Below are 26,002 nucleotides of genomic sequence, written 5' to 3'. Positions count from 1 at the left end.
AAAGTGGCGGCGGGGCTTTGGCCTCGCCGCGCTGCGTCGCGCATGAGGTGCTGCCCATGAAGTTCTACCCGATCCTGGCGCTGCTTGCCTGTGCCGCAGTGCCGTCAAGCCAGGCGCAGTCCATCCAGGCAGAGGATGCGCAAGCCGCGTTGCTGGCCAGCCCCGATCCTGTGCTCGCGTCCAACAAGAAGCTTGTTTACGACATGTATCGCGAAGTCCTGCTTGGCGGGCGCGCGGATCTGGTCGACCGCTATTTCACCGTGGAATACCTGCAGCATAACCCGAACGTCGCATCGGGGCGTGATGCGCTGGCGCGTTTCATCCGGGGGTCACGGCCCGAGCGCCCCGTGAAGCCGACGATCACTCTGCCGCTGATCACGATGATCGCCGAGCGGGATTTTGTTCTGGTTGTCACCCAGCGCCCGATGCGCGATGACAAGGACGAAGGGTACGTGACGAGCTGGTTCGATCTCTTCCGGATTGCCCGCGGGAAAATCGCCGAGCATTGGGACCCGGCGCTAAAATCGTCCGCCATGCTGAAATTTGATCCCAACAGCGTGTCTGACGCGCTATCAAGGATCGAATCCGAGAAGGCCGGAGCGAGGGAACCGGCACGGCCCTAACCCCGTCGGGACCACTAAGCCTGAATGGGCATCGACCTGCCCACGCTTTGGTTCCGTTGCGGCACCAACTGGAGAGCGAATATGAAGCACGAATTCAAACTGCTGATCGACGGCCAATCCAGGGACGGGGTAACGACCTTCGACGTCGTCAACCCCGCGACCGGCGAGACTTTCGCGCAATGCCCGAAGGCCGATGCAGCCCAGCTTGAGGAAGCGGTCGCGGCTGCCAGGCGCGCTTTCCCGGCCTGGGCCGCGACGCCCGTTGAAGCGCGCGCCGCGCTGGTCGTGGCGCTGGCCGATGCGCTCGAGGCGCGGGCAGCCGAGTTCGCCAGCCTGCTGACGAGCGAGCAGGGCAAGCCGCTCGACCAGGCGATGTACGAGATCATGGGCAGCGTGTTCACGTTGCGCGCCTTCGCGGCCATGCGGGTCGAACCGAAAGTTCTGCGCGAAGAAGGCGGGAACAGCGTTGTCGAACACCGCACGCCGCTGGGCGTGGTGGGCGCGATCACGCCGTGGAATTTCCCGGTGATCCTGCTGATGAACAAGCTCGGGCCGGCGCTGGTGACAGGCAACTGCGTAGTGGCGAAGCCCGCGCCCACGACGCCGCTGACCACGCTTCTGTTCGGTGAACTGGCCAAGGACATCCTGCCGGCCGGCGTGTTCAACGTGTTGTGCGACCAGAACGAGCTGGGCCCCCTTCTGACCGGGCATCCCGATATTGCCAAGATCGCTTTCACCGGTTCCACCGCGACCGGCAAGAAGGTGATGGCGGCCGCTGCGGACAGCGTGAAGCGCGTCACGCTGGAACTCGGTGGCAACGATGCCGCGATCGTGCTGGATGACGTCAATCCGCAGGCCGTGGCACGCAAGGTCTATCAGGGCGCGATGGCGAATGCCGGGCAGATCTGCGTCGCGATCAAGCGGGCCTATGTGCCGTCTTCCATGTACGACGAGTTCTGCGACGAATTGGCGCGGCTTGCCAACGAAGCCGTGGTCGATGACGGATCGAAGCAGGGCGCCACGATCGGACCGGTCCAGAACAGGATGCAGTTCGAAAAGGTGGTCTCGCTGCTGGACAGCGCCCGTGCCGAGGGCACCGTGCTTGCCGGCGGCGCGCCGCTGGACCGGCCGGGCTATTTCATCCCTCCCACGATCGTCCGCGATCTCGGCGACGATGCCGCGCTGGTGCGCGAGGAACAGTTCGGCCCGGTGCTGCCGGTGCTGCAATACGATGATATCGAAGACGTGATCGCCCGCGCCAACGACAGCGACTATGGCCTTGGCGGCACCGTATGGGGCAGGGACGTCGCCCGCGCGACGGAAGTGGCCAAGCGCATCGACACGGGCACGGTGTGGGTGAACCAGCACCTTGCGATCGATGCCAACATCCCGTTCCGTGGATCGAAGCAATCGGGCATCGGCGGCGAACTCGGCGAAGCCGGGCTGCTCGAATATACGCAGGCGCACATCATCAACGCCGTGCCGCTGGAAGATTGAAGACCCGGCCCGTCCTGTCCGGTAACGCGAGGACGGGCCATTCTTCCGTGAATGCAGATGAGGGCGGGTGACTTGGGTCGTCCGCCCTCACTGCGTTTGATCAGAGGCTCGCAGGCGCGGCATCCAGCAGGATGGACTTGGTTTCCAGATAGGGCTGGAGCCCTTCCACGCCGCCTTCGCGCCCGATCCCCGATTGCTTGAAGCCGCCAAACGGCATCCCGAATTCCAGGCGCATGCCGTTCTGGCCGATGCCGCCGGTCCGCATCTGACGCGCGATGCGATAGGCCGCATCGGCATCATGGGTCAGGACCGAGCCGTTCAGGCCGTAGCTGCTTTCGTTGGCGATGCGGATCGCATCTTCCTCGTCTTCCGCCGGGATCAAGGCGAGGACTGGGCCGAAGATCTCTTCCTGCGCGATGCGGCTGCGGTTGTCGACGTTCGCAAACAGCGTCGGTTCGATGAAGTAGCCCTTGTTGAAGCTGGAGGGACGGCCGCCGCCCGTCACGAGATCGGCGCTCTCGCGGCCCAGCGCGATATATTCCTCCACCCGGTCGAGCTGGCGCTTCATGGCGAGCGGGCCAAGCTGCGTATCGGGCGCGTCGCTGTGCCCGATCTTGATGCCCTGCATCACACGCGCGATGGCATCGGCCAGTTCGTCATGGCGCTTCCGGGGTACGATCGCGCGGCTCAGCATGGCGCAGACCTGGCCCGACATCACAGTGATCGTGTTGCCCAGGATCGCGGCGGCAACCTCGATCGGGAAGTCATCGCGCACGATGGCCGCCGACTTGCCGCCTAGCTCGAGGGTGCAGCGCGCGACACGGCTGGCGCAAACCTGGCCGATGCGCTTGCCGGCGGCGGTGGAGCCGGTGAAGCTGACCTTGTCCACGTCCGGATTGTTGACGAGATGGTCGGACGCATCGCGATCACCACACACGAGGTTGAGGACGCCCGCCGGCAGCCCGGCGGCTTCCGCGGCTTCCGCCATGATGTAGGCTTCGAGCGGCGTTTCCGGCGACGGTTTCATAACGACCGTGCAACCCGCGACGAGGGCGTAGGCCACCTTGCTCGACATCGTGCTGAACGGTGCGTTCCACGGCGCGATGCACGCGGTGACACCCACGGGCTCGCGCACGACGATCGCGGTGTCGACTTGCGAACTCGGCCGCCGTTCGACGAACGGGTAGCTTTCGCCGAGCGAGGCTATGAAATCGAGCGTCGCCACGCCCCCGCCGTGCATGATCGGGGCGAAGCTGGCCAAGCCACCGACCTGCGCCGTCCACGCGGCCGAGAGTTCGCCCACGCGCTCGCCCAGAATCGCGGCCCAGCGGCGGACAAACGCGCCGCGTTCGGCAGGAGTCAGACCGGTCCAACCGCCGTTGTCGAACGCACGCCGGGCGGCGGCCACGGCGGCGTCCATGTCTTCGCTGGAGGCTTCCGCCACGCGCGCGATAACCTTCTCGCTGTTGGGCGAGGTGATTTCGATCGCGCCGCCCCGTGCCGGACGAACCCATTGTCCGTCGATGAAAAGCTTGTCGGGGTGCGTTATCCGGATGCCATCAGGGGTCATTTCTCATTCTCTCCTGCCTCTCGATAAAGTCATCGAGGTTCTTGCAATAATCATAACGAACGTTACGATGAGGCGCAACGAGATTGTCGCCCAAGCGACCAGCAGGAGAGTTCGGATGTCTGATGAAATCGCAGCGCTGCGCGAGTCGATCGATGCCTTGAGGGACGAGGTTGGCGCGCTGAAGCGGAAGGCCTCGATCGCGGAATCCCATCTGGCGATCTGCAATCTGCAGGCGGCCTACGGCTATTATGTCGACAAGGGGCTGTGGGACGAGGCGGCCGACATGTTCGCGCCGGACGGCACGCTCGAAATCGCGGGCCGCGGCGTCTATACAGGGCAGGACCGGGTGCGGCAGTATCTTCACGCGCTGCCGCGTTACGAACGCGGCGTCCTGTTCAACCACATGCAGTTGCAGCCGGTGATTCACATCGATTCCGACGGCCAGCGGGCGCAGGGCCGGTGGCGCGCGTTCATCCTCATCGCCTGGCTGGGCGGAGAGGCCCGCTGGGGCGAAGCGGTCTACGAAAACGGCTATCGCCTGATCGATGGCGTCTGGCGCATCCAGTCGTTGCACGCCTTCATCACGTTCTACTGCGAATTCGATCGCGGCCCCAACCACGGCGGCGTGCCCATGGTGCGCAACATCGATGGCCTTCAACCGGATCGCCCGGCGACCCACGATTACGAAGCGTTCCCGGAGGTTTTCGTCCCGCCCTTCCACTATGCCAATCCGGTGAGTGGCAAGGCATGGTAAGCGCGGTGCCTTTCATCCACGAACGGGCGGCGCTCTATGCCGTCATGGACCAGTTCATGGAGGCGATCGTCGCGCGCGATCCGGGCCGGCTGCGCTGGGCCGACGATGTGCGCTCCACGGAAAACAACGTTGCCCTGATGATCGGCGACGGCCTTTGGGGAACCGCCACGGGGCGGGGCGACTACGACCTGCGGTTCGCCGACGTCCGTACCGGGCACGTCGGCCTGTTCACGACCGTGATCGAAACGGTCGAGGAATCGGCCGTCACGTTCCGGCTGGGGGTGGACCCGTCCGGCGCGATCAACGAGGTGGAAGTGCTGGTCGTGCGCGACAGCGACGAAGCGCTGAAGTTTCCCAACCCAAGGTTCGAGCGCAAGCCCATCATGGAAGCCTTCGTACCGGAGGCGGAACGGATGAGCCGGGAGCGGTTGCTGACCATCGCCGATGGCTATTTCAACACGCTGGAACAGAACGACGGGCAGATTTTCACGCGCTTTCATCCCGATTGCAATCGCGTGGAAAACGGTGTGCAGACCACCAACAACCCCGATTTCATCCTGCCGATAGCGGGCCTCCCCTGCGAGGAGCAATTCAAGCTCGGCTGGTATCGCTATGACGATCGCCTGCGTGGGCGGCGCTATCCGCTGATCGACGAGGAGCGAGGGCTGGTGATGGCCTATGGCTTTATCGACCATTGCGGCCGGCTGGCGGAATACACGCTGACCAATGGCGAGCATGTCTCGTCGCTGATCCGGCGTCCGCACACGTTCTATCTCGCCGAACTGTTCAAGATCGAGGACGGCGCGCTGCGCCAGATCGAGGCGAACTTCATCACGGTTCCCTACCACATGCCTTCGCCCTGGGATCGGCCGTGAGCGCACGGCTGGCGAACACGGTCGCCTTCGTGACTGGCGGAGGGCGTGGGCTGGGTGCCGGCATCGCCACCGCGCTGGCGGACGCTGGCGCGGCGGTGGCCGTGGCGGCGCGTACGATGGCGCAGGTCGAGGAAACGGTCGCGTCCATCGGCGCTGCCGGGGGGCGGGCCTTGGCGGTCCGCTGCGACGTCACAGATCGCGAGAGTGTGGCCGCCGCCTATGCGGAGGCGAAGGCCGCTTTTGGCGTGCCCAACCTGCTGGTCAACAATGCCGGCGTGCAGGGGCCGCTTGGCCCCGCCGGGTTGGTCGATACGCAGGCCTGGTGGGATACGCAGAGCGTTCACGTGCTGGGCGCGCTGTTGTGCATCTCGGCCGCCTTGCCCGACATGATCGCGAACGGCGGCGGACGGATACTGAACATCGCTTCGCAGGCCGGTACGTTCGTGGCGCCGTTCGCCTCGGCCTATGCCGTGGCGAAGGCCAGCCTCATTCGCCTGACCGAGCATATCGATGTCGAGCAGCAGGATGCTGGCGTCCGCGCCTTTGCCATCCAGCCGGGCACGATCATGACGGCGATGGCGGAAGAAACGCTGCGCTCTGAGCAGGCGCGCGCCTTCGCGAAGCCGCTAGTCTCCTTGCTGGAAGCGACGACCGAAGAGGAAAGCGCGGAAGGCATGGCGCGGCTGCGCCTGTTCGCCGTGGCATTGGCCGCTGGCGAACACGATGCGCTGGCAGGGCGCTACGTGGATATCGAAAAGGATATCCCCGGCAACGTTACGGGGAATTGATGATCGTGAAATCGGAAACACCTTCCGCCGGGGCGCGGGCATTCCTGCCGCTGCTGCTGTGCGCGCTCGTCATGTGCATCGATGGCTATGACCTTTATGCCTTGCCACTGGTCGTGCCGCATTTGTCAGCCCAACTGGGCGTGCCGCCGCAGTCGTTCGGCGTGGCGCTGTCGGCGGTGTTGCTCGGGCTGGGGCTGGGCGCCGTGCTGATCGCGCCAATCGGCGATCGCGTGGGGCGCAGGCCTGTCATTCTTACCGCGTCCGCCCTGATGGCGTTCACATCGCTGGGGACGGCGGCCGGGGGGACGGTTACGGGATTCGCGCTCTGGCGTCTGGCGACGGGATTGTCGCTGGGGGCATGCCTTCCCAACGTCACGGCGCTCGTGGCCGAATTGGCGCCGCCCGGCAAAAGCGCGCGGACGTTGACCGTCGTCTCCATGGGCATTTCGGCCGGCGGCATCGTGGCGGGACTGCTTGCCCCGCCGCTCATCGCTGCGGGGGGGTGGCAGGCCTTGTTCATGGCGGGCGGCGCGGCGACGCTTGCCCTGCTGGGCGTGCTGGCCTGGCAATTGCCGGAATCGCCCACGTTCAGAAACCGCGCGCAGCAACCGCGTGAGAAGAAGAACTCCATCGCGTTCGTTCAGCTGCTGAGCCCGCCGCTGCTCTTTTCGACGGTCCTGTTCGCCGGTCTTTATGCGGTGAATGCGCTGGTGCTGTATTACGTGACGAGCTGGGTGCCCACGATCCTGCCGCTTGCGGGATTCAGCATGGATACCGCATCGCGCTTCCTTTCCCTGATCCAGTTCGGCGGCCTGACGATCGGGTTGGGGCTTTCCCTGCTGCTCGATCGCGGCTGGGCGGTTCCGGCGATCGTCGGGACCTACTCGAGCGCGGTCGTGGCGCTGCTGCTGCTGGGCGTGGTCGCGCCCGGGCTGTGGAGCTGGGGCGTCCTGCTGCTGGTCGCGGGGGGTGGCATCTCGGCCGCGCACCTTGTCGTCATGGCGGTGGCGGTCGGCTTCTTTCCGCCGCACTTGCGCTCCTCCGCTATCGGCATCGCGGTTGCCGTCGCGCGGCTTGGCGCGATCGGCGGGCCGATGCTGGGAGGCCTTGTTATCGGCGCTGGTGCAAGCACGTCGCTGTTTTTCGTGCTGGCCGTGGCGCCGGCCTGTCTGTGCATCGTCGGGGCACTGCTGATCTCCCGCGCCCTGCGCATCGCGAAAGCGATGACCGAAGCGGACGCCTTCGCTTAGCGGAATCGCGCGCGCCCGGAAACAAGAAGCGCCCGGCGGGAACGTTCCGCCGGGCGCTTCTTGTTTCGTCCGGGGAAAGGGGAAACGCAACCGCGCTTCCCCTTTCGCTTCAGGCTGCCTGCGCGTGGGCCTGTGCCTCAGCGAGCCGCTCGCTCGAAACCCAGGCGCCGTGGACCTGCGCGCGCAAGGGAACAGGAACCGTTACCCGCGCGACCGGTCCGGCTGCGATGTTGCCCGCGTCCACAATCCAAAGCTCGGATGTGAAGCGATTGGGTTCGACCTGGCGATCGACCACCGCCAGTAGCCAGCCTTCGTGATCGCCCTGTGACGAGGGGACATGCACAGGCTCGCTGATGGCCATGCCGAACTCCAGCGGCATCATGTCCAGCCGGCCATTGCCGGGCTCCACGCGCAGCATCGCGTTGAAAGCGGCGCCGACCGGACCGCCGGGGAGCGGTGGTCCGCCTTGCGGATTGATGGTCAGATACCATGCCGCGCGATAGGCGCGGCCCTGATCCGCATCGCGCAGCCGCGGCATGTCGCCCGGCGGGCCGATAAGGCGGGATTCGAAGCCCTCGCCCTCGCTGGCGAGATCGAAAGTCCAGCGGGTCAACCCGCCGCCCAGTTCGTTCTGCGCGCGGTGGACGCCGCCCGCCTCGCGCATGAAGGCGAACGCGTTGGTGTCGGACAGGCAGATGTCGAGGTGGACCTTGTCGCCGTCATCGTAGGCATTTACGAAATGGAACGCGGAAACGCCCTTCGGCCCCTTGAACCAGCGCATTTCCTCGACTTTGCCATAGCGCGGCATGATGCCGACCCAGCTTTCCAGGTCCTGCTGGTGTGCCCAGTGCGGGCCGCCGGCTTTCACGCGGTCGAGGTCCGTCGTGGTCGGAAAGATCGGGAAGACGGCGTATTTCTCGGTGATCGTGAAATCATGGATCGTCGAACAATAGGGTTGCTGGAACCACTGCTCCGAAACGAGGTTGCCGTCCTTGTCGGCGATGCAATAGGCCACGTCCGCCGTGCACAGGCCGCCGGCCTCGTAGCCGAAGAAGAACATCTCCCCCGTTTCGGCGTCGACGCGGGGATGCGCGGTGAAGGTCTTGGATTTCAGCGCGCCGTGATAGTCCCAGCGCCCGATCGTTGCGAGCGTTTCGGGATCGATCTCGTAGGCAAGGCCGTCCTCCTTGGTCATGAACAGGCGGCCGGCATGCCAGACGGGCGTGGTGTTCGACACCGTGCCCTCGACCCCCTGGACTTCCGCGTCGTCGGTAAACGGGTTGCGATATTTGCCGAACAAAGCGCGCCCCGCGGCCTTCTCGGCCTTGTAGCGCGCGGTTTCGACGTAGCGGATCGCGAAATTCACCTTGCCGTCGCGGATGGCGAATTTGGAGACCATGCCATCGCCCGAAAGGACGATCTCGTCCTCGAACTTGGGCGGGTAGGCCGGGTCGGGCACGGCCCGGAAAAAGGCGCCGTCGATTTCCCGCGGGATCTCGCCGACCACGTCCAGATCGTGCGCCGACCATTCCAGGCGGACCGGGGTGTTCAGGCCAGTGAAGTGAATTGTCTCGGGGAAACTCGCCATGGGCTTGATCCTCTCATGCAGGGGAATGCTGTTTCAAGTGTTGCGCCGCAGGGTCTTGAGGACGTGGTCGGCGCCCTTGTCGCCCACCATGATCGCGGTGGCGTTGGTGTTGCCGGCAGGCAGGGACGGAAAGATCGACGCGTCCGCGACCCACAGCCCGCTTACGCCGATGACTTGCAGGTCCGGGTCCACCACCGCCATGGGATCCGTGGGGGCACCGATCTTGGCGGTGCCGACGGGATGGAACATCGGGATGGCCGCCGCCCGGACGTAGCTCCGCAACTCTTCCTTGCCGGTGAGGGCGGGGCCTGGGCGCAGCTCTTCGGTGATGAACGGCGCGATCGGCGTTTGCGCCAGGATGTTCCTGGCCATGGCAATGCCTTCGACAATCTGGTCGACGTCGTCCTCGGTCGAAAGCTGCTGGTGATGGATCACCGGCGGCGCCATGGGATCGGCGGACTTCAGCGTGATCCGTCCGCGATAGCTGGGGCGCATCAGACCGACCAGGGTCGAGACCGACGCGTTTTTCCGCAGCATCAGCCTGCCTTGGTCGTCGAAGTCGAACGCGAAGGCGGCGAAGGACAACTGGAGGTTGGGGGCCGGCAAGCCAGGGCGGCTCTTCACGAACGCCTGGGCGTGGCCGATGGACGTGCTGAGCGCACCCTGCCGCGACAGCGCGTAGCGGAATACGGACAGCGCGCCACGCAGTCCTCGCGCATCGTCGTTCAAGGTATGCGCGCTCACGGCGTTGACGATGTGCGTGCCGACGTGATCCTGCAGGTTGCGGCCCACGCCCTCGCGGTTGCACACCAGCGGCACGCCGACTTCGGCAAGATGGCCGGCGGGGCCGACGCCGGACAACATCAGCAGCCGCGGCGTGTTCATGGCGCCGGCACTCAGGACAACGCCGTGCCGGGCGAGCAGCTTCTTTTCCTCGCCGTCCTGAAGATAGGCAATACCCACGGCGCGCCCATGTTCGATCAGGACGCGAAGAACCTGCGCGCCCAGCAATGTCCGCGGCGGGGTCGATCCCTTGAAGTCATGAAGATAACCGCGCGCCGACGAACAGCGCGTTCCGTCCCGCTGCGACACTTGCACGTAGTCGACGCCTTCGGCCTTTTCGCCGTTCAGGTCGCGTCTTTCGATGCCGGTCTGCTCGGCGGCGGCGATCCATGCATCGGTAATGGGATAGCGCGCGCGCCCTTCGGAGACGGCGATGGGGCCGCCCGTCCCGCGCCAGGCATCCGCGCCGCGCTCGTTGTCCTCCATGCGCCGGAAGTAGGGCAGGACGGACTCGTAGTCCCAGCCGGCGGCGCCAAGCGCGCGCCAGTTATCGTAGTCCCACCGATGTCCGCGGATGAACATCATCCCGTTCAATGCGCTGCCGCCGCCCAGCAGCTTGCCTGCCGGCCAGATGTCCGCGCGGCCGCCCAGGGATTCGTCGGGTTCGACCTGGTAGCACCAGTCGAACGCGGGGTTCTGGACAATCGAGCTGGTCAGGGCCGGGATACGGGAGCGGAAATGTTGATCGGACACACCCGCTTCAACGAGCGTTACATTCAATCCGGCCGAGGCAAGGCGGCCGGTCATTGCCGCGCCGGCCGATCCGCCGCCAATCACGATTATATCGGTTTCGCTCACGCGCTGCGTCTTTCTGTATCGGTTTGCTGGAATTTCTCGAATAGAGGCGTAGCGCGGAGCGACTTTTTCACGCCACATACGGCTGCTTTCGCCGACGATGCCGTGCATCCCGTGCGGCTTCGCACCTTGGAACTCCTTTGCGATTTCAGGCTACCTCTTGCATTTGAAAATAACGATCGTTACGGTTGTGTCAACAGAATGGAGAGGAATACGATGGCTCTTTCGGTTGAGGATCGCTTCGCACTGGAGGACCTGCTGGCTGCCTATGCGTGGGCTCTGGATACAGGGGATGTCGAAGGCCTGGTGGCCTGCTTCACGTCCGACGCCCGCATGGTCGAAGAGGTTTTCGAGGAGCCCGACATCTGGGAAGGCCATGACGGCATTCGCGGAATCGCCGAGCACTACCGCAACGCCGAAGGCTTTCCCGGCCGCCAGCACCATGTGTCGCAGGTGCAGTACATGCCGCAGGAAGACGGCACGGTGAAAATGCGATCGTTCGCGTTCGTGACCGAGTGCGCCGGCGATACGCCGTTCGACCTGCGCTTTGTGGGCTATTACGAGGATCACGCGATGAAGGGCGAAGACGGCCGCTGGCGTTTGCACCGCCGCGTGGCCCGGTTGTGGGACGGCGAAATCCTCAAGAATTTCCCGGGCCGTGGGCAGTGGACGCCACGCAAGCGTCCCGCTTCGCTGATTATAAAGCGGTGAGCCGGGATGCCGGCTTCACGCACCGGTTCATGTGGTGCTGTTGAGCCGAAGCAAGGCCGCTGGATAGCCCGCAACCGGCTCCGTCTCAGCGGAGCGGCGTTGCATGACGGCTGCGTTCTGTCGGCTTCCTGGTAACGGGCGGTATCGCGTCACTTTACGATCCCGATAACGGCATTGACCACCGCGGAATGCGTATCCTGGCGCCGCTCTCCCTTGGTAGCCGTCCACCACCGGATCACGAGTTGCACGTCCGGTCCCGCCACGCCCTCGCAAATCACCTGGGGGGCGGGCTGGTCAAGCACGCCCGTCAGGCCTTTCAGCCGTTGCCGAAGCGTGGCGATAAGCGTGCCCAGATCCTTGCCGCCTGGCGCGGTGACGGAAATCTGATCGCGGCGGGGCCCGTCGACCGGATCGATCGTCAATGGCGAGGTATAGATCGTGGCATTGGGCATGGCGACGAGGCGGCCGTCGGCCGTGCGAATGATCGTGGCCCGCGCCTCCACCCGTTCGACCTCGCCCTCCGCCCCGGCCACGGCGATGATGTCGCCCCGCGCAAAGGGCTGGTTGATAACGGTCAGGATGCCGGCGAACAGGTTCTGTAGAATGTCGCGGAACGCGAAACCGATGGCGACCGATCCGATGCCCAGCGTGGACAGGATGCCCGAGGGCGAGACGCTGGGAAACACGATCGCCATCGCGACGAGCACAGCAAGCGTCATCATCGAAATGGTCGCGATCGACGATAGCAGGCCGCCGAGATCGGAACGGTTGCGGCGCGCGGTCAACGAACAGATCCAGCGGCGGATCAACCGGGTAATGCCCCAGCACACCAGCAGGAAGACCAGCCCGCCGACGATGTTGGGCAGGATGCTGAAAAACGAGTTCCAGATGCCGGCAAGCGTGTTTTCGACCAGTCTGTAGGGGCTGACGAGTACGGACCGGGCGGGCATGGTTCCCTCTTTCGCGGTTGCTGGATGACGGAACTGGAAACAATGCGTCCGCCAAGGGGGATTTCCGCTTTCCTGTCACAGGTTAGGATCGGCGCGCATTTGGCAAGAGGCCGCGGTCGGCCGGAACCTGAGCATTGCTGGGGCATTGTTTGGCGACGGCAACGGAAGGCCAGAACATGCCTGCAAGACCATACTGGCAGGGCCAGATCAGGCTGGCGCTCGTTTCGATCCCGGTCGAAATCTATCCCGCGACCGAAAGCGGCGCGCAGATCGCGTTTCACCAGATTCACGAGCCTACGGGCAAGCGCATCCGCTATGAAAAGGTCGTGCCCGGTCTTGGCCCGGTCGACGCCGATGACATCGTGAAGGGATATGAACTCGAGAAGGGCGATTACGTCCTGCTGGAGCCCGAGGAAATCGAGGGCGTGAAACTCGAGAGCAAGAAGACGCTGGACCTGATTCAGTTCGTGCGCGCGGATGAGGTCGACGCTCTGTATTTCGAGCGGCCCTATTACGTCGTGCCGGCGGATGAATTGGCCGGGGAGGCGTTCGTGGTGATGCGCGAGGCGCTGCGGCGCACGCGGCGCGTGGGCATCGGGCAGCTCGCCATGCGCGGGCGGGAATACCTGGTGGCATTGAAGCCCTGCGGGCGCGGCATGATGCTTGAAACGCTGCGCTATGCCGATGAAGTGCGCCGGGCGCAGGGCTATTTCCGCGATGTCCCTGACGGCAAGCCCGATCCCGAACTGCTCGACCTTGCCGAAACCCTGATCGACCGGAAGACCGCTCCCTTCGATGCGGACCGCTTTCACGACCGCTACGAAGACGCGCTGCTGCGCCTGATCGAAAAGAAGAAGGCCCAGGGCGGACGGATCATCGAGGAGGCCAGCGAAGACAAGCCCGCGCGCCGTGGCGGCAACGTGCTAGACTTGATGGCCGCGCTCAAGAAATCGGTAGGGAAAGAAGGCCAGGACGATGCGCCGCCGAAACCGGCGCGAAAACGGACGCCGAAGGCTCGCTCCGCTCCTCGCCCGCGCAAACGGGCCTGACCCGATGCCGAAGCCCGATCCGCTCGAAGCTTACAACAGCCGGCGCGACTTTTCGCGGACGCGGGAACCCGAGGGGAAAGCTGCCCGAAGGGCAAGCGGCAAGACGTCCGGCCATCGCTTCGTCGTGCAGAAGCATGCGGCATCGCGGCTGCATTTCGATTTCCGGCTGGAGATGGACGGCGTGCTGAAAAGCTGGGCCGTCACGCGCGGCCCCAGCGCCGATCCCGCGGACAAGCGGCTGGCGGTGCGGACGGAGGATCACCCCGTCTCGTACGCCGGCTTCGAAGGCGTCATTCCGCAGGGCGAATACGGCGGCGGCACCGTGATGCTGTGGGACGAAGGCACATGGGAGCCGATTGCGGGCAAGTCAGCCGCCAAGGGGCTGAAGGAAGGCCACCTCCATTTTGTCCTTCACGGCGCGCGGATGAGGGGCGAATGGATCCTCATCCGGCTGAAGCCGCGCGGCAAGGACAAGCGCGAGAACTGGCTGTTGCGCAAGGTCGAGGATGCCTATGCCGGCGGCGCAGAAGATCTGACCGGGCAGGAACTCACCAGCATCCACAGCGGCCGCACCATGGCCGCGATCGCCGATGGCGCGACTCCGGTCTCGCTGAAGGGGAAAAAAGGCGCGGCCTTCGACGTGGCGATGCGGAAAGCGGAGCGCATCGCCAGACCGGCTCCGCGCGAACGGGCAAAAAGCGTCCGAAAGAAAGGCAGTACCGGCAAACTGCCCGCTTTCCGCGCCCTGCAGCTCGCCACCGCCGTCGATGCGGTGCCCAAGGGCGCGGGCTGGATGCACGAGATCAAGTACGATGGGTATCGCTGCCTGATCGCGGTGGCGGGACCGGACGTCAAAATCCATTCGCGCAGCGGATTGGACTGGACGCACCGGTTCGGCGGCATTGCCAGCGAGCTAGCCGGATTGAACCTGCCGCCCGCGCTGATCGATGGCGAGATCGTCGCGCTCGACAGCGATGGAAATCCCGACTTCTCGCTGCTCCAACAACGGCTGGACGCGGATGAGGGCGGCGCGCTCGACCTGTTCGCCTTCGACCTGCTCGAAGTGGATCGCGAGGATCTGACCGACATCCCCAACATCGCGCGCAAGGACCGGCTTGCGGCGTTGTTGCACGATGCCATCGATGCCGGGCACGTCCATGTCGCCGATCACTTGACCGGGGCGGGGGCCACGCTGTTCGGCACCATCTGCAACATGGAGCAGGAAGGCATTCTCTCCAAGCGCGCCGATGCGCCCTATCGGGCCGGGCGGACGCACAACTGGCTCAAGGTGAAATGCGTCAACCGGCAGGAATTCGTCGTCGTCGGCTGGACGCGCAGCACGGCGGCCGGGCGGGGAGTCCGCAACCTGCTGCTGGCGCAGCACGATGCGGAGGACCGCCTGGTATATGCCGGCAAGGTTGGAACCGGCTTCAATGCGGGGAATACCGATAGCCTGATGGACGCGCTGGCGCGGTTACAAGCGAAGCGGCCGGCGACCGAGGTGCCGCGTGCTGAAGCGCGGGACGCGGAATGGGTTACGCCTTCGCTCGTCGCCGAAGTGGCCTTCGCTGAACGCACCGCTGGCGGACGGGTGCGGCACGCGCGCTTTCTCGGTCTGCGACAGGACAAGCCCGCCCGTGAAGTGAGGCCGGAGACGAACATGCCAAGCACGGAGACCGGGCAACCGCAATTCGAGATCAGCCACCGCGACAGGGTGATCTTTCCCGAAGCGAACGTTACCAAGGGCGCGCTGGCGGATTACTACGCCACGATGGGCGCGGCGATGCTGCGCTGGCTCGCGCGGCGGCCGGTCAGCCTGGTACGCTGCCCACAGGGCACATCGCGCCACTGCTTCTTCCAGAAGCACGACAAGGGCGGCTTCAGTTCCGCGGTGCATCATGTCCCCATCCGCGAGAAAGACGGCGGCGAGTCCGACTATCTCTATGTCGAGGACCTGGAAGGCATCGAAGCCTGCGTGCAGATGGGAACGATCGAATTCCACGGCTGGGGCTCCACCATCGACGATCTCGAACGCCCCGACCGCATGGTGTTCGATCTCGATCCGGATGAAGGCCTCGATTTCGCGGACGTGCGCCGCGCCGCAATCGACCTGCGGGACAATCTTGCCGACATCGGGCTGACCAGCTTCGCCATGCTGTCCGGCGGCAAGGGCGTGCATGTGGTCGTGCCCCTGCGACCGGTGGCGGAATGGCCGGAGGTAAAGGACTTCGCCAGCCGCTTCGCCCATGCCCTGAGCGAGAATGCCCCCGACCGCTATACCGCGACCATGAGCAAGGCGAAGCGGAAAGGCCGCATCTTCATCGACTGGCTGCGCAACCAGCGCGGATCGACCTCGGTCCTGCCTTATGTGGTCCGTGCCCGCCCCGGCGCACCGGTGGCCACCCCGGTCAGCTGGCGGGAACTGGAAGAGGCGCCATCGGCGCAGATGTTCACCATCGCCGACGAACAGGAACTGGCGAAACGCGCCACGGGGAAGAAGCTCCGCGATTGGGGCAAGGCAGAACAGGATCTGCCCAAAGTCTGAACCGTCAACGGCGAAGCAGGCGCAGGACGGATCGCTCCAGCGTGCTGAGCGCCGGTTTGATCTGCGGCTCCCGTCGCGTGGAAACGTCTTGGTGCCTTGCGCCGTGCAACGGCGTGAGGCTGTGGTCCATCCAGGCATCGATTACCGCCGGGTGAATATAGCATTTCCGGCAAACAGCCGGCGTGTTCCCAAGCGCCGATGCCACCGCCGTCACGGCATCGCGGACGGCACGAGTGGCCGCCGCCGTGCTTTCGCACGGTTCGGCCAGCGCCAGGATGCGGGCGGCCATCATCGTTCCCGCCCATGTGCGAAAATCCTTCGCGGTAGCATCGATGCCGGCAATTTCGCGCAGGTAAACATTGACGTCCTCCGACGACACCGCGCGGATGTGTCCTTCTCCATCCTCGTATTCGAACAGGTGCTGTCCCGGCAGTTCCTGGCACTGCCGCACGATGCGCGCGACGCGTCGGTCGTGAAGGCGCAGGTTCCATTGCCTGCCGCTCTTGCCCCGGAAGCGGAACCGCAGTTCCCCGCCTTCGACCCGCACATGGCGCCTGCCCAGCGTAGTCAGTCCGAAGCTGCGGTTGGTGCGCGCATATTCGGCATTGCCGACCCGGATCAGGGTTTTTTCAAGCAGGTAGACCACGGTGGCCAGAACCTTCTCGCGCGGGAGACCGGCCAGGCGCATATGCGCGTCGACAGCGGCACGAATTCTGGGAAGCCGCCGCGCGAAGTCCAGCATGTGCGCGTACTTCGCCTCATCGCGCCACGCCCGGAAATCCTGGTGATAGATGTACTGCTTGCGACCGCGGGCATCCCGTCCCGTTGCCTGGATATGCCCATTGCTCCGCGGACATATCCAAACTTCGGTCCACGCCGGCGGTATGGCGAGCGCCCGGACCCGCCGGAGCGTTGAACCTTCCGGGATGGCTTGGCCTTTCGGGTCGCGATAGCTCCAACCCTTGCCCCGGCGACGGCGCGTGATCCCGGCTGCGGTATCGGCACTGTAGACCAGGCCCGCTTCGTCGATGCTCCCGGCCACCATCGGGTCCCTGCTATCCATGCGGGAAAAGCGAAGAACGCACCATCCGGTTCCGCCGATACCACGCAAAAGGAACACACAAACATGCGTTAGCAATGGCTGGCCGAATGGATCGCAGGGCGTTCCGCCCTGTTGATGGCTTGCACAAGCGGCACATTCCCCGGGGGCAGATCCTGGGAACGATACCCGTCTTTAGTTTGGAGATCACCGATGACGGACGACCCGAAAGACGCCAGAAAGCATCAGGACCAGCATACTGACCAAGATGAGCAAAGCCACCCGATCGTCGTTCACAACCACGCCGGGGAAGCCGAGGCAACAGGGGCAGAGCGTGCCCGCGTGCGGCCCAGAAATGCTCCGCTGGTAGCGGAGGATACGCCTGACACGGTCGATCGCATGAACGAAATGCTTCGCTCCGGGCGCCTTGACTACACGGCTTACGAGGGCGAGCCCGCGCATGATGACGAGGCAGACCGGTTCGGCCTCCGCGACGATTGATGCCTTCAATCTTGCTGGGTTATCTGCCGTTCTGTCTATCGCGCGCGGGTCATTTCTCTGCGGCGATCGGCATCGGGATCGAAGGACGGATCACCGCCTTTTTGCCTAGCCAGCCCGAGAAGAGCTTTCGTCCTTTACGCATCGATCAGATCGCCAATCCCCCGCAGCAATGCCGCCATTCGTATCGGCTTCTGGAAGTTCCCTATCCCGCCGAACCGGTCGGGAATTGCCGCGGGGGAATATCCGGTTGTGAACAGATAGGGGATGGAGTGTTCGTCGAGATATTCGGCGACGGCATACGTCATGCCGCCCTCCAGCCCAATATCGACCAAGGCGCAGGCAATGTCCTGTTCCGATCCGGCAAGGTTCAGGGCATCCTCGAGCACACCGACTGGGCCGATCACGTCCGCCCCCGCTTCAAGCAGACAGATCCGTAGCTCCTCCGCGATCAAGCATTCATCTTCAACGACAAGGATTTTCGGTCGATTCAATAAGGTCGTGGACATGCATTTATTCCACATCGCCGTGGAATGGGAATCCGGCGGATGCACAAGGCGATGACATGCAACGGGGATTGGGGGAGGGCGACACCACGCGAAAGCTCCCGGCAACGGGTATCGGCTTTGCCCGCTATTCCGTCAATTGACGAAGTACTGATCTATGTTGGTCCGCCGGAACCGGGGCATCGTTTGACTGAGGCACTCAAGATCCGCGCGCAGTAGATGTGAAGCCGGGTGACCGGAGTGCTGACGAGAAAACGCCCTTGGGGCGCTGGAGTAACCGGCAGAGCCATGTTGGCAAGCGGCTTGCCGTTCGGTCGCCGCTTGCATACCAATCTCTCGCGGTTCGCCGTCAGCGCATATGACCGGCGCTTTTGCAGCCGCCCTCAGGCGTGCGTGACAGGCTTTCGCAGGAGGGATGATCAAGCGTTGCGCTATCTGGATTGGGTCTATCACGTTTCGGGCAGGGGCGGACTGTCGCTGTATGACAGTTCCGTCAGCGCGCCCGATGCGTTGCTGGCCGAGGCCGCGCGCAAGACGTTCGGCAGCTCCGGGCAGGCATCCCTCCCGCCGGTGTTCGGCGGCGGCAGCATGGCGATGCGGAGTCATCTGGCAGATGCCTATGGCATCAGCAATGATCGCGTAGTTGCCACCTCTGGCGTTTCGTCGGGCCTCGCGCTTGTATTCGCCGCGCTGGCGCGCCGGGATGACCATGTGCTGGTCGAGCGGCCGGGTTATCAGCCGTTCGAGGACATGGCCCGGGCCGCCGGATTGCAGGCCGAATGCTTCGTGCGCAGCGGCCCGCAAATGCGACCCGATCTGGCCGATCTACGCAAGCGCCTGCGCCCGGAAACGCGGATGATCGTGCTGTCTCACCTGCATAATCCCACCGGGCTGCCATTGCTGGATAGCGATCTGGCGGCGCTGGCCGAGTTGTGCGAGGCGGCCGGAATCCGGCTGGTGCTGGACGAGATCTATGGCGCGTTTGCCGATGATCGAGGTCTCGCCGCGCTGCGATCGCCCGCGGTCATCAGCCTGTCGGGTCTGTCGAAGATTTTCGGCCTGGGGGCGCTGCGCTGCGGTTGGATCGTGGCTTCCGCTCCCGTGGCGCAAAGGCTGCGCCATGCCAGCGTGCATCACGATACCGGGCTTTCGGCGGTGTCCCACGCGATCGGCCTTGCGGTGTTGCGGGACTGGCGCCGGTTTCGGGCGCGCACGCAGGACATCCTGGATGCCAACCGTCCGATCATGGAGGACTGGCTGACCCGGATGGCGGGGGAAGGCCTGGTATCAGGCGGTCTATCGCCCTGGGGATGCCTAGCCTTTCCCGGCCTTGAGGGCATGGCGCGCACCGATGGGTTTGCCGCCTGGCTGCTGGCGACGCGCGGCGTGATCGTGGCGCCGGGGCACTATTGGGGAGCGCCCGCCCACATTCGCCTGGGTTTCGGCATGGCGCAGGACAACCTGGTGCGGGGGCTGGCGGAACTGGAGCAGTCCTTGCGCGCCTATGCCACCATGGAGGAACCGCAGCGGCGCGAGGTTGATGCCTTCAGCCTGTGACCGTGCGCCTGGGCAACAATACCATCAGCGCGAGCCCCGAACCCAGCGCCACAGCCGCGATCATGATCCCGGGCACTTCCGTCAGGCCGGTCGCCTGTTGCAGGTGGTGCGCCAGATAGGGCGTCAGCCCGCCGAACAGGGCGGTGGCGCTGGTGGCGCCCAGGGCGAGGCCGCTCAGCCGCGCCCGCGCCGAAAATTGCTCGGCGGTAGCCACGGTGCCCACTGCGCTGACCCCGCCCGCCAGCGCCGCCAGCGTCGCGATCGCTCCCAGCGCGGCCGTGGCCGATCCGCCGGCGATAAGCCGGAACAGTGCCATGGGCAGCAGGGCACAGCCCGCGCACAGGCACAGCAGCACCCAGCGGCGACCGGCGAGGTCCGACAGCCAGCCCACCAGCGGGGTCACCGCAATCACCACCAGCGCGGCCAGGGTGGAATATTCCAGCGCCAACCCTTCGTTGTGCCAGCCGACCGAGGCCATGTAGGACGGGACATAGGTGATGCCGACATAATAGGAGATCGAGCCCAGCGCGGAAATCGCGAAGCCGGTGGCGATCCCCTTGCGTTCGTGGCGCAGGGCATAGGCCAGCGGCGAAGGCTGGCCTGCCGTGGGCTGGTGAAAGGCCGGCGTTTCCGCAATCATCCCCCGCGCCAGCCAGATCGCGCCGGCCAGCACCGCGCCGAACAGGAACGGCACCCGCCAGCCCCAGCCATCGAGGCTGGCCGCGTCCAGCGTGCTTGTCAGCACGGCGCACAGGCCCACCGCCAGCAAGCCGCCGATCTCGCTGGCCGCCGCGGCCAGCGAGGTTATCAGTCCGCGCCGGTGGGCTGGCGCGGTTTCGTACAGGTAGGTCACGACCGAGGTATATTCGCCCCCCACGCTGAACCCCATCAGGCAGCGCATCACGATCAGGCCCCAGCCCGCCCATGCGCCCGCCTGCCGATAGGTGGGCAGCAGGGCGATGCACAGCATGGCCAGCGTCATCGCCGCCATCGAAAGCAGCAGCGCGGGCTTGCGGCCCTTGCGATCACCCAGCACCCCCAGCAGCACCGCGCCGAAGGGGCGCATCAGATAGGCGATGGCAAAGCCCGCCAGCGTATTGCCCAGGGCATCCTTGCCCGGCCCGAAGAACACCCGCGACAGGGTGGGCGCGAAATAGAGGCACAGCGTGAAATCATACCATTCCACCACGGTGGAGCCGCCCACCGCCAGCATGGCCAGCTTGCGACGGGGCGTCATGCCGGAGCCGTGCCCCCGTCCCTGGTCGCGTCTTTAGCAAGGCGCAGCCCCATGAATTGCCAGCGCTGGTGGGGGTAGAAGAAGTTGCGATAGGTGGCGCGGGCGTGGCCGCGCGGCGTGGCACAACTGCTGCCGCGCAGCACGAACTGGCTGCTCATGAACTTGCCGTTGTATTCGCCGATCGCGCCGTCGGCGATCCGAAAACCGGGATAGGGCCGATAGGCGCTGCCGGTCCATTCCCACACGTCGCCAAAGAAGGACGCACCACCCGCGCGGGGGCGGATGTCGCCGCCTGCGTCCAACTGGTTGCCTCCGGACGGATCGTGGGCCGCCGCAGCGCTTTCCCATTCCGCTTCGGTGGGCAACCGGGCGCCGGCCCAGGTGGCGAAGGCATCGGCCTCGTACAGGCTGATGTGGCAGACGGGCGCAGACGGGTCTACGGCGTGCCGTCCGCTCAGGCCAAAGCTGGAAAAGGCGCCATCGTCCTCGCGCCAATAGAGCGGCGCGGTGATCGCCTGGGCCTGCACCCATGCCCAGCCATCGGCCAGCCACAGGCGCGGATCGCGATAGCCGCCATCGCGGATGAATTCGATCCATTCGCCATTGGTGACGCGCCGGTCCGCCAGCGTGTGTGGCGCCAGCATGGTCTGGTGGCGGGGACCCTCGCAATCAAACGCGAAGCCCTGGGCATCATGGCCGATCTCCACGATGCCGCCGGCGTTTTGGATCCAGCCGATGGGCGCGGGTGCTGTGCCGGGTGTTTCTGCGTGTGGCCAGATCGCCCATTCCAGCGGGTTCTGGGCGAACGCGTGGAGAATGTCGGTCAGCAGCAGTTCCTGATGCTGTTGCTCGTGGTGGCAGCCCAGTTCGACCAGCGCCAGCACATCGGGCGGCAGATCGCCGATTGCAGCCAGCAACGCCTCGTCAACCGCATGGCGATAGGCCTGTATCTCCGGCAACGAAGGGCGCGAGAGCATGCCGCGTGCCGCGCGCATCATGCGCTGGCCTTCGGCTTCGTAGTAGCTGTTGAACAGAAAGGGCCACTCGGCGCGATAGGGGCGATAGTCCGCCACATGATCGCGCAGGACGAAGGTTTCAAAGAACCAGGTGGTATGCGCCAGATGCCATTTGGCGGGCGATGCGTCGGGCATGGACTGAATGGTGGCATCGGCATCCGAAAGCGGCGCGGCCAGCTGCTCGGTCAGGGCACGCACCGCGCGGTAGTGTCGCGCCAGCGCGACCGGATCCTGCGAAACATTCATGCCAACACCACGTCCTGTCCACCGTCCGATTGCCTGGTCAGCATCGCATGGAGCCTTGCGGTGCGTGACGGCAGGGACCTTTGTCTGCCTGCGCTCAGGCTCGATAGCACGATTTTGCGGCATTGCGTGGGCACAGCCGCCTAACGCCCTTCCAGCAGATAGGTGCAGAACGTGCCCGCGTGACCCGGCAAAAAGGGCGCGGGATCGCTTTCCTGCCACACCTGCCGGACGGCCCAGCCAGCGCGGCGGGCCAGGGCGCTGAGGAAATCGGGCTGATACTTGTAGCTGTTCTCGGTGTGGATCGTCTCGTGCGGGGCAAACTGCAATTGCGCGTCCGCGATTCTCACCTCTTGCCCGGCAAGGCTGACGAGATGCATTTCGATGCGGCTCTCGCCCGCGTTCCACACGGCGCGATGCTCGAACCGGCCAAGGTCGAAATCGGCGCCGCATTCGCGGTTGAGGCGGGTCAGCAGATTCAGGTTGAAAGCGGCTGTAACACCGCTCCTGTCATCATAGGCGGGGCCCAGCACGGCCGGATCGTTGGTGGAATCCGCGCCCAGCATCAGGCAGGCGCCGGCGCCCAGCAAGCGGCGGACGTTGGCAAGGAAGGTTTCCGCTTCGTCCGGCATGAAATTACCGATGGTCGATCCGGGAAAGAAGCCGACCAGCGGCCTGGCCCCGAACCTTTCGGGCAGCGTGATATCGGCGGTGAAGTCCGCCCGGATGGGCGCCACCTCCAGCGCGGGATAGCTGGCGCGAAGGCGGGCGGCGGCATGTGCAAGCGCGGCCTCGCTGATGTCGATGGGGAGATAGGCGGACAGTTGAGGGCTTGCGTCCAGGATGCGGCGCGTCTTCACGCTGGCACCACTGCCGAATTCAACAAGCGCCGCGCCCGGCGGAATGGCGCGGGACAGGGTGGTCGCGATCTTGCGCAACTGGGCTTCTTCGGTGCGCGTGACGTAATATTCGTCCAGCAGGCAGATTTCCTCGAACAGATCGGATCCGTGCGCGTCGTAAAAGTGCTTGCTGGGCAATGTCTTGGGAGTGCGCGACAGCCCGGTCAACGCATCGCGGCAGAGCAAATCGGGACCGGGCAGCTCGTCTTCCGCCGTGCTGGCCATGCACTGGATCAGGTCTGTCACGCGGTTCTCCTTGATCGTTCACGGGGCATCGGCGGCTGACGCCATTATCGATAAAGTGGCATCAAGACGGGTCTTTGAACATCGGTCTCAGGTATGGGGCGCACGCTCTCGCGCTACTCCTAAACCGATGGTCGCATGTTTCGGGATTTTTACCATCCGGTGAGACGACATGCCGCATGGCGGCGTTGCGAAGGGTTTACGGCTACTTCGTCCGCACGCCCCTGGCAACGTCAACCCGGCAGCGCATAGGCAATCACGCTGTCGCCTGCGGGCGTCTCCATGAAATGGTGCCCGCCGGCAAAGATGACGAGGTATTCCCGGCCCCCCTGCTGGTAGATGATCGGTGTCGCCTGGCCGCCTGCTGGCAGACTGGCCGACCACACTGTCTTCCCCGTCCGCAGATCGATCGCCCTTATCAGGTCGTCGGTGGCGGCGGCGATGAATACCAGGCCACTGGCGGTTGTCACCGCGCCGCCGTTGTTGGGCGTGCCGATCGTGAGCGGCAGCATCGTCGGCACGCCGAACGGACCGTTGCGGCGCGCCGTGCCAAGGGGGCGGTCCCACAGCGTCCTGCCGGTGGCGTTGTCGATGGCGCGAATGCCGCCATATGGGGGGCGTTTGCACATCAGCCCGGTGAACGGCATGCGCCACCCCGCGTTCACCTCGATCGCGTAGGGCGCACCCCATTGCGGATCGACCGAATGAGACTTGGTGGAAATGTCCTTTGCCGCGAAACGCGGCTTGATGTCGCGCCGATCCGCTTCCGCCCGGGTTATCAGCCGTACATAGTTGGGCATGTCGTTGTAGTTGGCGACGATCACCCCGCGCAGCGGATCAATCGACACGCCGCCCCAATCGCTGCCACCGTTGTAACCGGGATATTCCACACTGCTCCGATCGACGCTGGGCGGCGTGAAGTAACCGCGGTAGTCCGCTTCGCGGAACTGGATGCGGCAGATCATCTGGTCGATCGGCGACATGCCCCACATGTCGGATTCGTGAAGCGGCGCCTTGCGCAGCGTGTTCCACAGCGAAACGATCTGCTGTGCCGCGCGCTGGGCAGGTTCCGCGCCGCCTTGCGGGGCGGCGATCGTGCCGATCGGCGTCAAAGGCCGGCCGGTGGCGCGATCCAGGATGTATAAGTCCCCCTGTTTCGACGGGACGAGCACCGCCGCTATGCCCTTGTAGTCGATCAGGGATGGCTGACTGCCGAAGTCATAGTCCCACACGTCCTTCTTGACGGCCTGGAAGCTCCAGCGCGGCTTGCCCGTGGCGACGTCGAGCGCCACGAGCGAGCTCGAATAGGCATTCTCGAGCGGGGTGCGGCCACTTGACCAGTAGTCGTTCGCCGCATTGCCGAGCGGGACATAGACGAGGCCAAGCCGTTCGTCGCCCGCGGCGCTGGTCCACATGTTCGGTGTTCCCCGCGCCCAGGTCTGGCCGGCCGGCGGATAGCCGCTCCAATCGGGGTGAGCCATGTCCCAGGCCCACACGAGCTTGCCCGTCCGCGCATCGAACCCCTGAACCACGCCGGAAGGCGCCCGGCTGTATTGCCCGTCGAGGATCTGGTGCCCCACAACGATCACCCCGCGCACGATGGTTGGCGCCGAGTTGATGGAGGCGAGGCCCGGATAGACCGGCCCCATGCCGATCTTGGTATCCTGTTCCCCCGTGCCGTTGAACTCGCGGCATGGCTCGCCCGATAGGGCGTCCAGGGCGATCAGGCGCGAATCCAGGGTGCCCTCGATCACGCGGGTGGCGCAAGGCGCGGCTCTGTCTGCGCCGGGAACCGCATAGACCACAACTCCGCGGCAAGCGGTGGTATAGGGAATCCATGCGTCGGGCACTTTGGGATCGTGACGCCAAGCTTCGCGCCCGGTGGCCGCATCGAGCGCGACCACCACATTCTTGGCGGTGCAGGTATAGAGCAGGTTGCCCACTTTTATCGGCGTGTTTTCGGTGCCGTAGAGCTTCTGGAACTTCGCGGATTGCGGCGTGCCGCCGGTATGCGTCTCCCAAACTTTGTGCAGGCTTCCGACATTGCCGCGATCGATCTGCGTTAGGGGAGAATAGCGCCAGTTCGCGTAAGTTCCGCCATAGGTAGGCCAGTCGCGCCCAGTCGCCAGGCCAGAGGGATCACCCAGCGCCTGCGAGCTCTGCGGAGGCAACGCGAGCACAGGCGACGACAAGCCCGAACCGGGCAAGGCAAAGCAGGCGATAACGGCGAGCAGCCCCGCCGCGATGCCGCCGCCCGACCACTTCCAGCGGTGCGGGCTGTCCACCAGCGTGGGCATGACCAGCAGCATGGCGACCAGCAGCACGAAGGGCGCGATCAGCCAGGGGATCATCGCCCAGGCGTTTCCTTGCGCTTCCGAGAGGCCCCAAACCATGCTCAGCAGGAACAGAGCGGCATACAGCCAAACCGCAAGCGGGCGCCGGCGAAATAGCAACCAGGCCGTGCCGAGCAGCCCAAGACCGGCCAGCAAATAGTAGATCGATCCGCCGAGCTCGACGAGGTAGGCGCCCCCGCCAGTCATAATGACGCCCGCCAAGGCAATTACAACGCCCAGTACAAGGGCTGGCCAAGCGCCTCTCATGCCGTTTTCCTCGTTTGGCCGAGGGGACGACCCGGCCTTCAGCTTTAGACAGCCAACGGCATTGCGTTCTTGTCGTTCCCCGAATGCATCGTGGGTTAGCGCCACGCGGAGGAGATCGGGCTCGGCGTGACCCCTTAAATAGTCCGAAACGGAGCAACTTGTGCGAACGCGCCACTTATTCTGATGACGGGACGGGACTGGCGCGCGTGTTGGCCTGGCAAGGTTCTGTTTTCCTGCGTACTTTTGCCATCCGCCTGGGGCCATGGCGGCAATTGCGTATGACCCCAGGCTTCAGGCGACCCGACAAGGCCCCCGTTGAGGGTTGG

General features: G+C 65.0%; 21 protein-coding genes. 11 read left to right on the top strand and 10 right to left on the bottom strand.

What is annotated here, in order from left to right:
• The first annotated feature begins 17 nt into the window (after positions 1-17).
• Both B3547_RS09530 and B3547_RS09525 read left to right on the top strand, forming a co-directional pair.
• The gene (locus tag B3547_RS09530; RefSeq protein ID WP_292962469.1) at positions 18-623 is read left to right on the top strand and encodes a nuclear transport factor 2 family protein; all 606 of its coding nucleotides are present in this window, start codon (positions 18-20) and stop codon (positions 621-623) included.
• Positions 624-704: 81 nt separating this feature from the next.
• Positions 705-2,120 (top strand): aldehyde dehydrogenase family protein, encoded by a 1,416-nt coding sequence (locus B3547_RS09525; RefSeq protein WP_292962466.1) that lies wholly within the window; start codon positions 705-707, stop codon positions 2,118-2,120.
• 100 nt (positions 2,121-2,220) lie between these two features.
• Here B3547_RS09525 and B3547_RS09520 read toward each other — a convergent pair whose 3' ends face one another.
• Entirely contained in the window at positions 2,221-3,690 is a 1,470-nt protein-coding gene (locus tag B3547_RS09520) for an aldehyde dehydrogenase (protein ID WP_292962464.1), read from the bottom strand.
• 115 nt (positions 3,691-3,805) lie between these two features.
• Between B3547_RS09520 and B3547_RS09515 the strand changes: the two genes are divergently transcribed.
• The 4 genes from B3547_RS09515 to B3547_RS09500 are packed head-to-tail and all read left to right on the top strand — an operon-like array spanning position 3,806 to position 7,357.
• Entirely contained in the window at positions 3,806-4,444 is a 639-nt protein-coding gene (locus B3547_RS09515) for a nuclear transport factor 2 family protein (RefSeq protein ID WP_124810256.1), read from the top strand.
• 5 nt (positions 4,445-4,449) lie between these two features.
• A complete protein-coding gene (locus B3547_RS09510; protein ID WP_233497883.1) occupies positions 4,450-5,319 on the top strand; it encodes a hypothetical protein in 870 nt (289 codons plus the stop codon).
• Positions 5,316-6,107, top strand: coding sequence for an SDR family NAD(P)-dependent oxidoreductase (locus tag B3547_RS09505; protein WP_158454030.1), 792 nt, complete (start codon positions 5,316-5,318; stop codon positions 6,105-6,107). The genes B3547_RS09510 and B3547_RS09505 overlap by 4 nt, the downstream gene beginning before the upstream one ends.
• The gene (locus B3547_RS09500; protein ID WP_292962456.1) at positions 6,107-7,357 is read left to right on the top strand and encodes an MFS transporter; all 1,251 of its coding nucleotides are present in this window, start codon (positions 6,107-6,109) and stop codon (positions 7,355-7,357) included. Before B3547_RS09505 ends, B3547_RS09500 begins: the two co-directional genes overlap by 1 nt.
• 109 nt (positions 7,358-7,466) lie before the next feature.
• Here the strand turns inward: B3547_RS09500 and B3547_RS09495 are convergent, their stop codons facing one another.
• Both B3547_RS09495 and B3547_RS09490 read right to left on the bottom strand, forming a co-directional pair.
• A complete protein-coding gene (locus B3547_RS09495) occupies positions 7,467-8,945 on the bottom strand; it encodes a carotenoid oxygenase family protein (protein WP_292962454.1) in 1,479 nt (492 codons plus the stop codon).
• A 33-nt stretch (positions 8,946-8,978) separates the two neighbouring features.
• Entirely contained in the window at positions 8,979-10,694 is a 1,716-nt protein-coding gene (locus tag B3547_RS09490; RefSeq protein WP_292962452.1) for a GMC family oxidoreductase, read from the bottom strand.
• A gap of 105 nt (positions 10,695-10,799) precedes the next feature.
• Between B3547_RS09490 and B3547_RS09485 the strand changes: the two genes are divergently transcribed.
• The gene (locus tag B3547_RS09485; protein ID WP_292962449.1) at positions 10,800-11,294 is read left to right on the top strand and encodes a nuclear transport factor 2 family protein; all 495 of its coding nucleotides are present in this window, start codon (positions 10,800-10,802) and stop codon (positions 11,292-11,294) included.
• Positions 11,295-11,443: 149 nt separating this feature from the next.
• On the opposite strand, the gene B3547_RS09480 is transcribed toward B3547_RS09485, so the two are convergent.
• Positions 11,444-12,244, bottom strand: a complete 801-nt coding sequence (locus B3547_RS09480; RefSeq protein WP_292962447.1) for a mechanosensitive ion channel family protein — start codon at positions 12,242-12,244, stop codon at positions 11,444-11,446.
• Positions 12,245-12,420: 176 nt separating this feature from the next.
• Here B3547_RS09480 and B3547_RS09475 point away from each other — a divergent pair, with 176 nt between their 5' ends.
• Together B3547_RS09475 and ligD are read left to right on the top strand one after the other, a co-directional pair.
• Positions 12,421-13,293, top strand: a complete 873-nt coding sequence (locus B3547_RS09475; protein ID WP_292962445.1) for a Ku protein — start codon at positions 12,421-12,423, stop codon at positions 13,291-13,293.
• A gap of 4 nt (positions 13,294-13,297) precedes the next feature.
• Complete coding sequence (gene ligD, locus B3547_RS09470; RefSeq protein ID WP_292962443.1) at positions 13,298-15,838, top strand: DNA ligase D; 2,541 nt, start codon at positions 13,298-13,300, stop codon at positions 15,836-15,838.
• 4 nt (positions 15,839-15,842) lie between these two features.
• On the opposite strand, the gene B3547_RS09465 is transcribed toward ligD, so the two are convergent.
• Positions 15,843-16,883, bottom strand: coding sequence for a DNA topoisomerase IB (locus tag B3547_RS09465; protein ID WP_292962441.1), 1,041 nt, complete (start codon positions 16,881-16,883; stop codon positions 15,843-15,845).
• 207 nt (positions 16,884-17,090) lie between these two features.
• On the opposite strand from B3547_RS09465, the gene B3547_RS09460 reads away from it, so the two are divergent.
• On the top strand, positions 17,091-17,378 hold the full coding sequence (locus B3547_RS09460) for a hypothetical protein (protein WP_292962439.1): 288 nt from the start codon (positions 17,091-17,093) through the stop codon (positions 17,376-17,378).
• Between the two features lie 134 nt (positions 17,379-17,512).
• Here the strand turns inward: B3547_RS09460 and B3547_RS09455 are convergent, their stop codons facing one another.
• The gene (locus B3547_RS09455) at positions 17,513-17,884 is read right to left on the bottom strand and encodes a response regulator (RefSeq protein ID WP_125956935.1); all 372 of its coding nucleotides are present in this window, start codon (positions 17,882-17,884) and stop codon (positions 17,513-17,515) included.
• Between the two features lie 423 nt (positions 17,885-18,307).
• On the opposite strand from B3547_RS09455, the gene B3547_RS09450 reads away from it, so the two are divergent.
• Positions 18,308-19,438: a pyridoxal phosphate-dependent aminotransferase gene (locus tag B3547_RS09450; RefSeq protein ID WP_292962437.1), complete on the top strand. Its 1,131-nt coding sequence runs from the start codon at positions 18,308-18,310 to the stop codon at positions 19,436-19,438.
• On the opposite strand, the gene B3547_RS09445 is transcribed toward B3547_RS09450, so the two are convergent.
• The 4 genes from B3547_RS09445 to B3547_RS09430 form a co-directional block, all read right to left on the bottom strand.
• Entirely contained in the window at positions 19,428-20,675 is a 1,248-nt protein-coding gene (locus tag B3547_RS09445; protein WP_292962435.1) for an MFS transporter, read from the bottom strand. The two genes, B3547_RS09450 and B3547_RS09445, sit on opposite strands and share 11 nt — an antisense overlap.
• Entirely contained in the window at positions 20,672-21,937 is a 1,266-nt protein-coding gene (egtB, locus tag B3547_RS09440; RefSeq protein WP_292962433.1) for an ergothioneine biosynthesis protein EgtB, read from the bottom strand. Before egtB ends, B3547_RS09445 begins: the two co-directional genes overlap by 4 nt.
• A 140-nt stretch (positions 21,938-22,077) precedes the next feature.
• Positions 22,078-23,079, bottom strand: a complete 1,002-nt coding sequence (gene egtD / locus B3547_RS09435) for an L-histidine N(alpha)-methyltransferase (RefSeq protein ID WP_292962430.1) — start codon at positions 23,077-23,079, stop codon at positions 22,078-22,080.
• A gap of 230 nt (positions 23,080-23,309) precedes the next feature.
• A complete protein-coding gene (locus tag B3547_RS09430; RefSeq protein WP_292962428.1) occupies positions 23,310-25,676 on the bottom strand; it encodes a membrane-bound PQQ-dependent dehydrogenase, glucose/quinate/shikimate family in 2,367 nt (788 codons plus the stop codon).
• Positions 25,677-26,002 lie beyond the last annotated feature (326 nt).

The organism is Novosphingobium sp. UBA1939 (assembly GCF_002336885.1).
GTDB lineage: Bacteria > Pseudomonadota > Alphaproteobacteria > Sphingomonadales > Sphingomonadaceae > Novosphingobium.
The sequence above is the reverse complement of the archived record's forward strand: the minus strand, read 5'-3'. Positions and strand labels throughout refer to the sequence as shown.

What these genes read in the sequence shown, in the direction of transcription:
- B3547_RS09430 (WP_292962428.1), bottom strand. Translation starts at nt 25,676, where the DNA reads ATGAGAGGCGCTTGGCCAGCCCTTGTACTGGGCGTTGTAATTGCCTTG.
- B3547_RS09520 (WP_292962464.1), bottom strand. Translation starts at nt 3,690, where the DNA reads ATGACCCCTGATGGCATCCGGATAACGCACCCCGACAAGCTTTTCATC.
- B3547_RS09500 (WP_292962456.1), top strand. Translation starts at nt 6,107, where the DNA reads ATGATCGTGAAATCGGAAACACCTTCCGCCGGGGCGCGGGCATTCCTG.
- B3547_RS09515 (WP_124810256.1), top strand. Translation starts at nt 3,806, where the DNA reads ATGTCTGATGAAATCGCAGCGCTGCGCGAGTCGATCGATGCCTTGAGG.
- B3547_RS09445 (WP_292962435.1), bottom strand. Translation starts at nt 20,675, where the DNA reads ATGACGCCCCGTCGCAAGCTGGCCATGCTGGCGGTGGGCGGCTCCACC.
- B3547_RS09460 (WP_292962439.1), top strand. Translation starts at nt 17,091, where the DNA reads ATGACGGACGACCCGAAAGACGCCAGAAAGCATCAGGACCAGCATACT.
- B3547_RS09455 (WP_125956935.1), bottom strand. Translation starts at nt 17,884, where the DNA reads ATGTCCACGACCTTATTGAATCGACCGAAAATCCTTGTCGTTGAAGAT.
- B3547_RS09525 (WP_292962466.1), top strand. Translation starts at nt 705, where the DNA reads ATGAAGCACGAATTCAAACTGCTGATCGACGGCCAATCCAGGGACGGG.
- B3547_RS09485 (WP_292962449.1), top strand. Translation starts at nt 10,800, where the DNA reads ATGGCTCTTTCGGTTGAGGATCGCTTCGCACTGGAGGACCTGCTGGCT.
- ligD (WP_292962443.1), top strand. Translation starts at nt 13,298, where the DNA reads ATGCCGAAGCCCGATCCGCTCGAAGCTTACAACAGCCGGCGCGACTTT.
- B3547_RS09490 (WP_292962452.1), bottom strand. Translation starts at nt 10,694, where the DNA reads ATGCACGGCATCGTCGGCGAAAGCAGCCGTATGTGGCGTGAAAAAGTC.
- B3547_RS09495 (WP_292962454.1), bottom strand. Translation starts at nt 8,945, where the DNA reads ATGGCGAGTTTCCCCGAGACAATTCACTTCACTGGCCTGAACACCCCG.
- B3547_RS09465 (WP_292962441.1), bottom strand. Translation starts at nt 16,883, where the DNA reads ATGGTGGCCGGGAGCATCGACGAAGCGGGCCTGGTCTACAGTGCCGAT.
- egtB (WP_292962433.1), bottom strand. Translation starts at nt 21,937, where the DNA reads ATGAATGTTTCGCAGGATCCGGTCGCGCTGGCGCGACACTACCGCGCG.
- B3547_RS09475 (WP_292962445.1), top strand. Translation starts at nt 12,421, where the DNA reads ATGCCTGCAAGACCATACTGGCAGGGCCAGATCAGGCTGGCGCTCGTT.
- B3547_RS09480 (WP_292962447.1), bottom strand. Translation starts at nt 12,244, where the DNA reads ATGCCCGCCCGGTCCGTACTCGTCAGCCCCTACAGACTGGTCGAAAAC.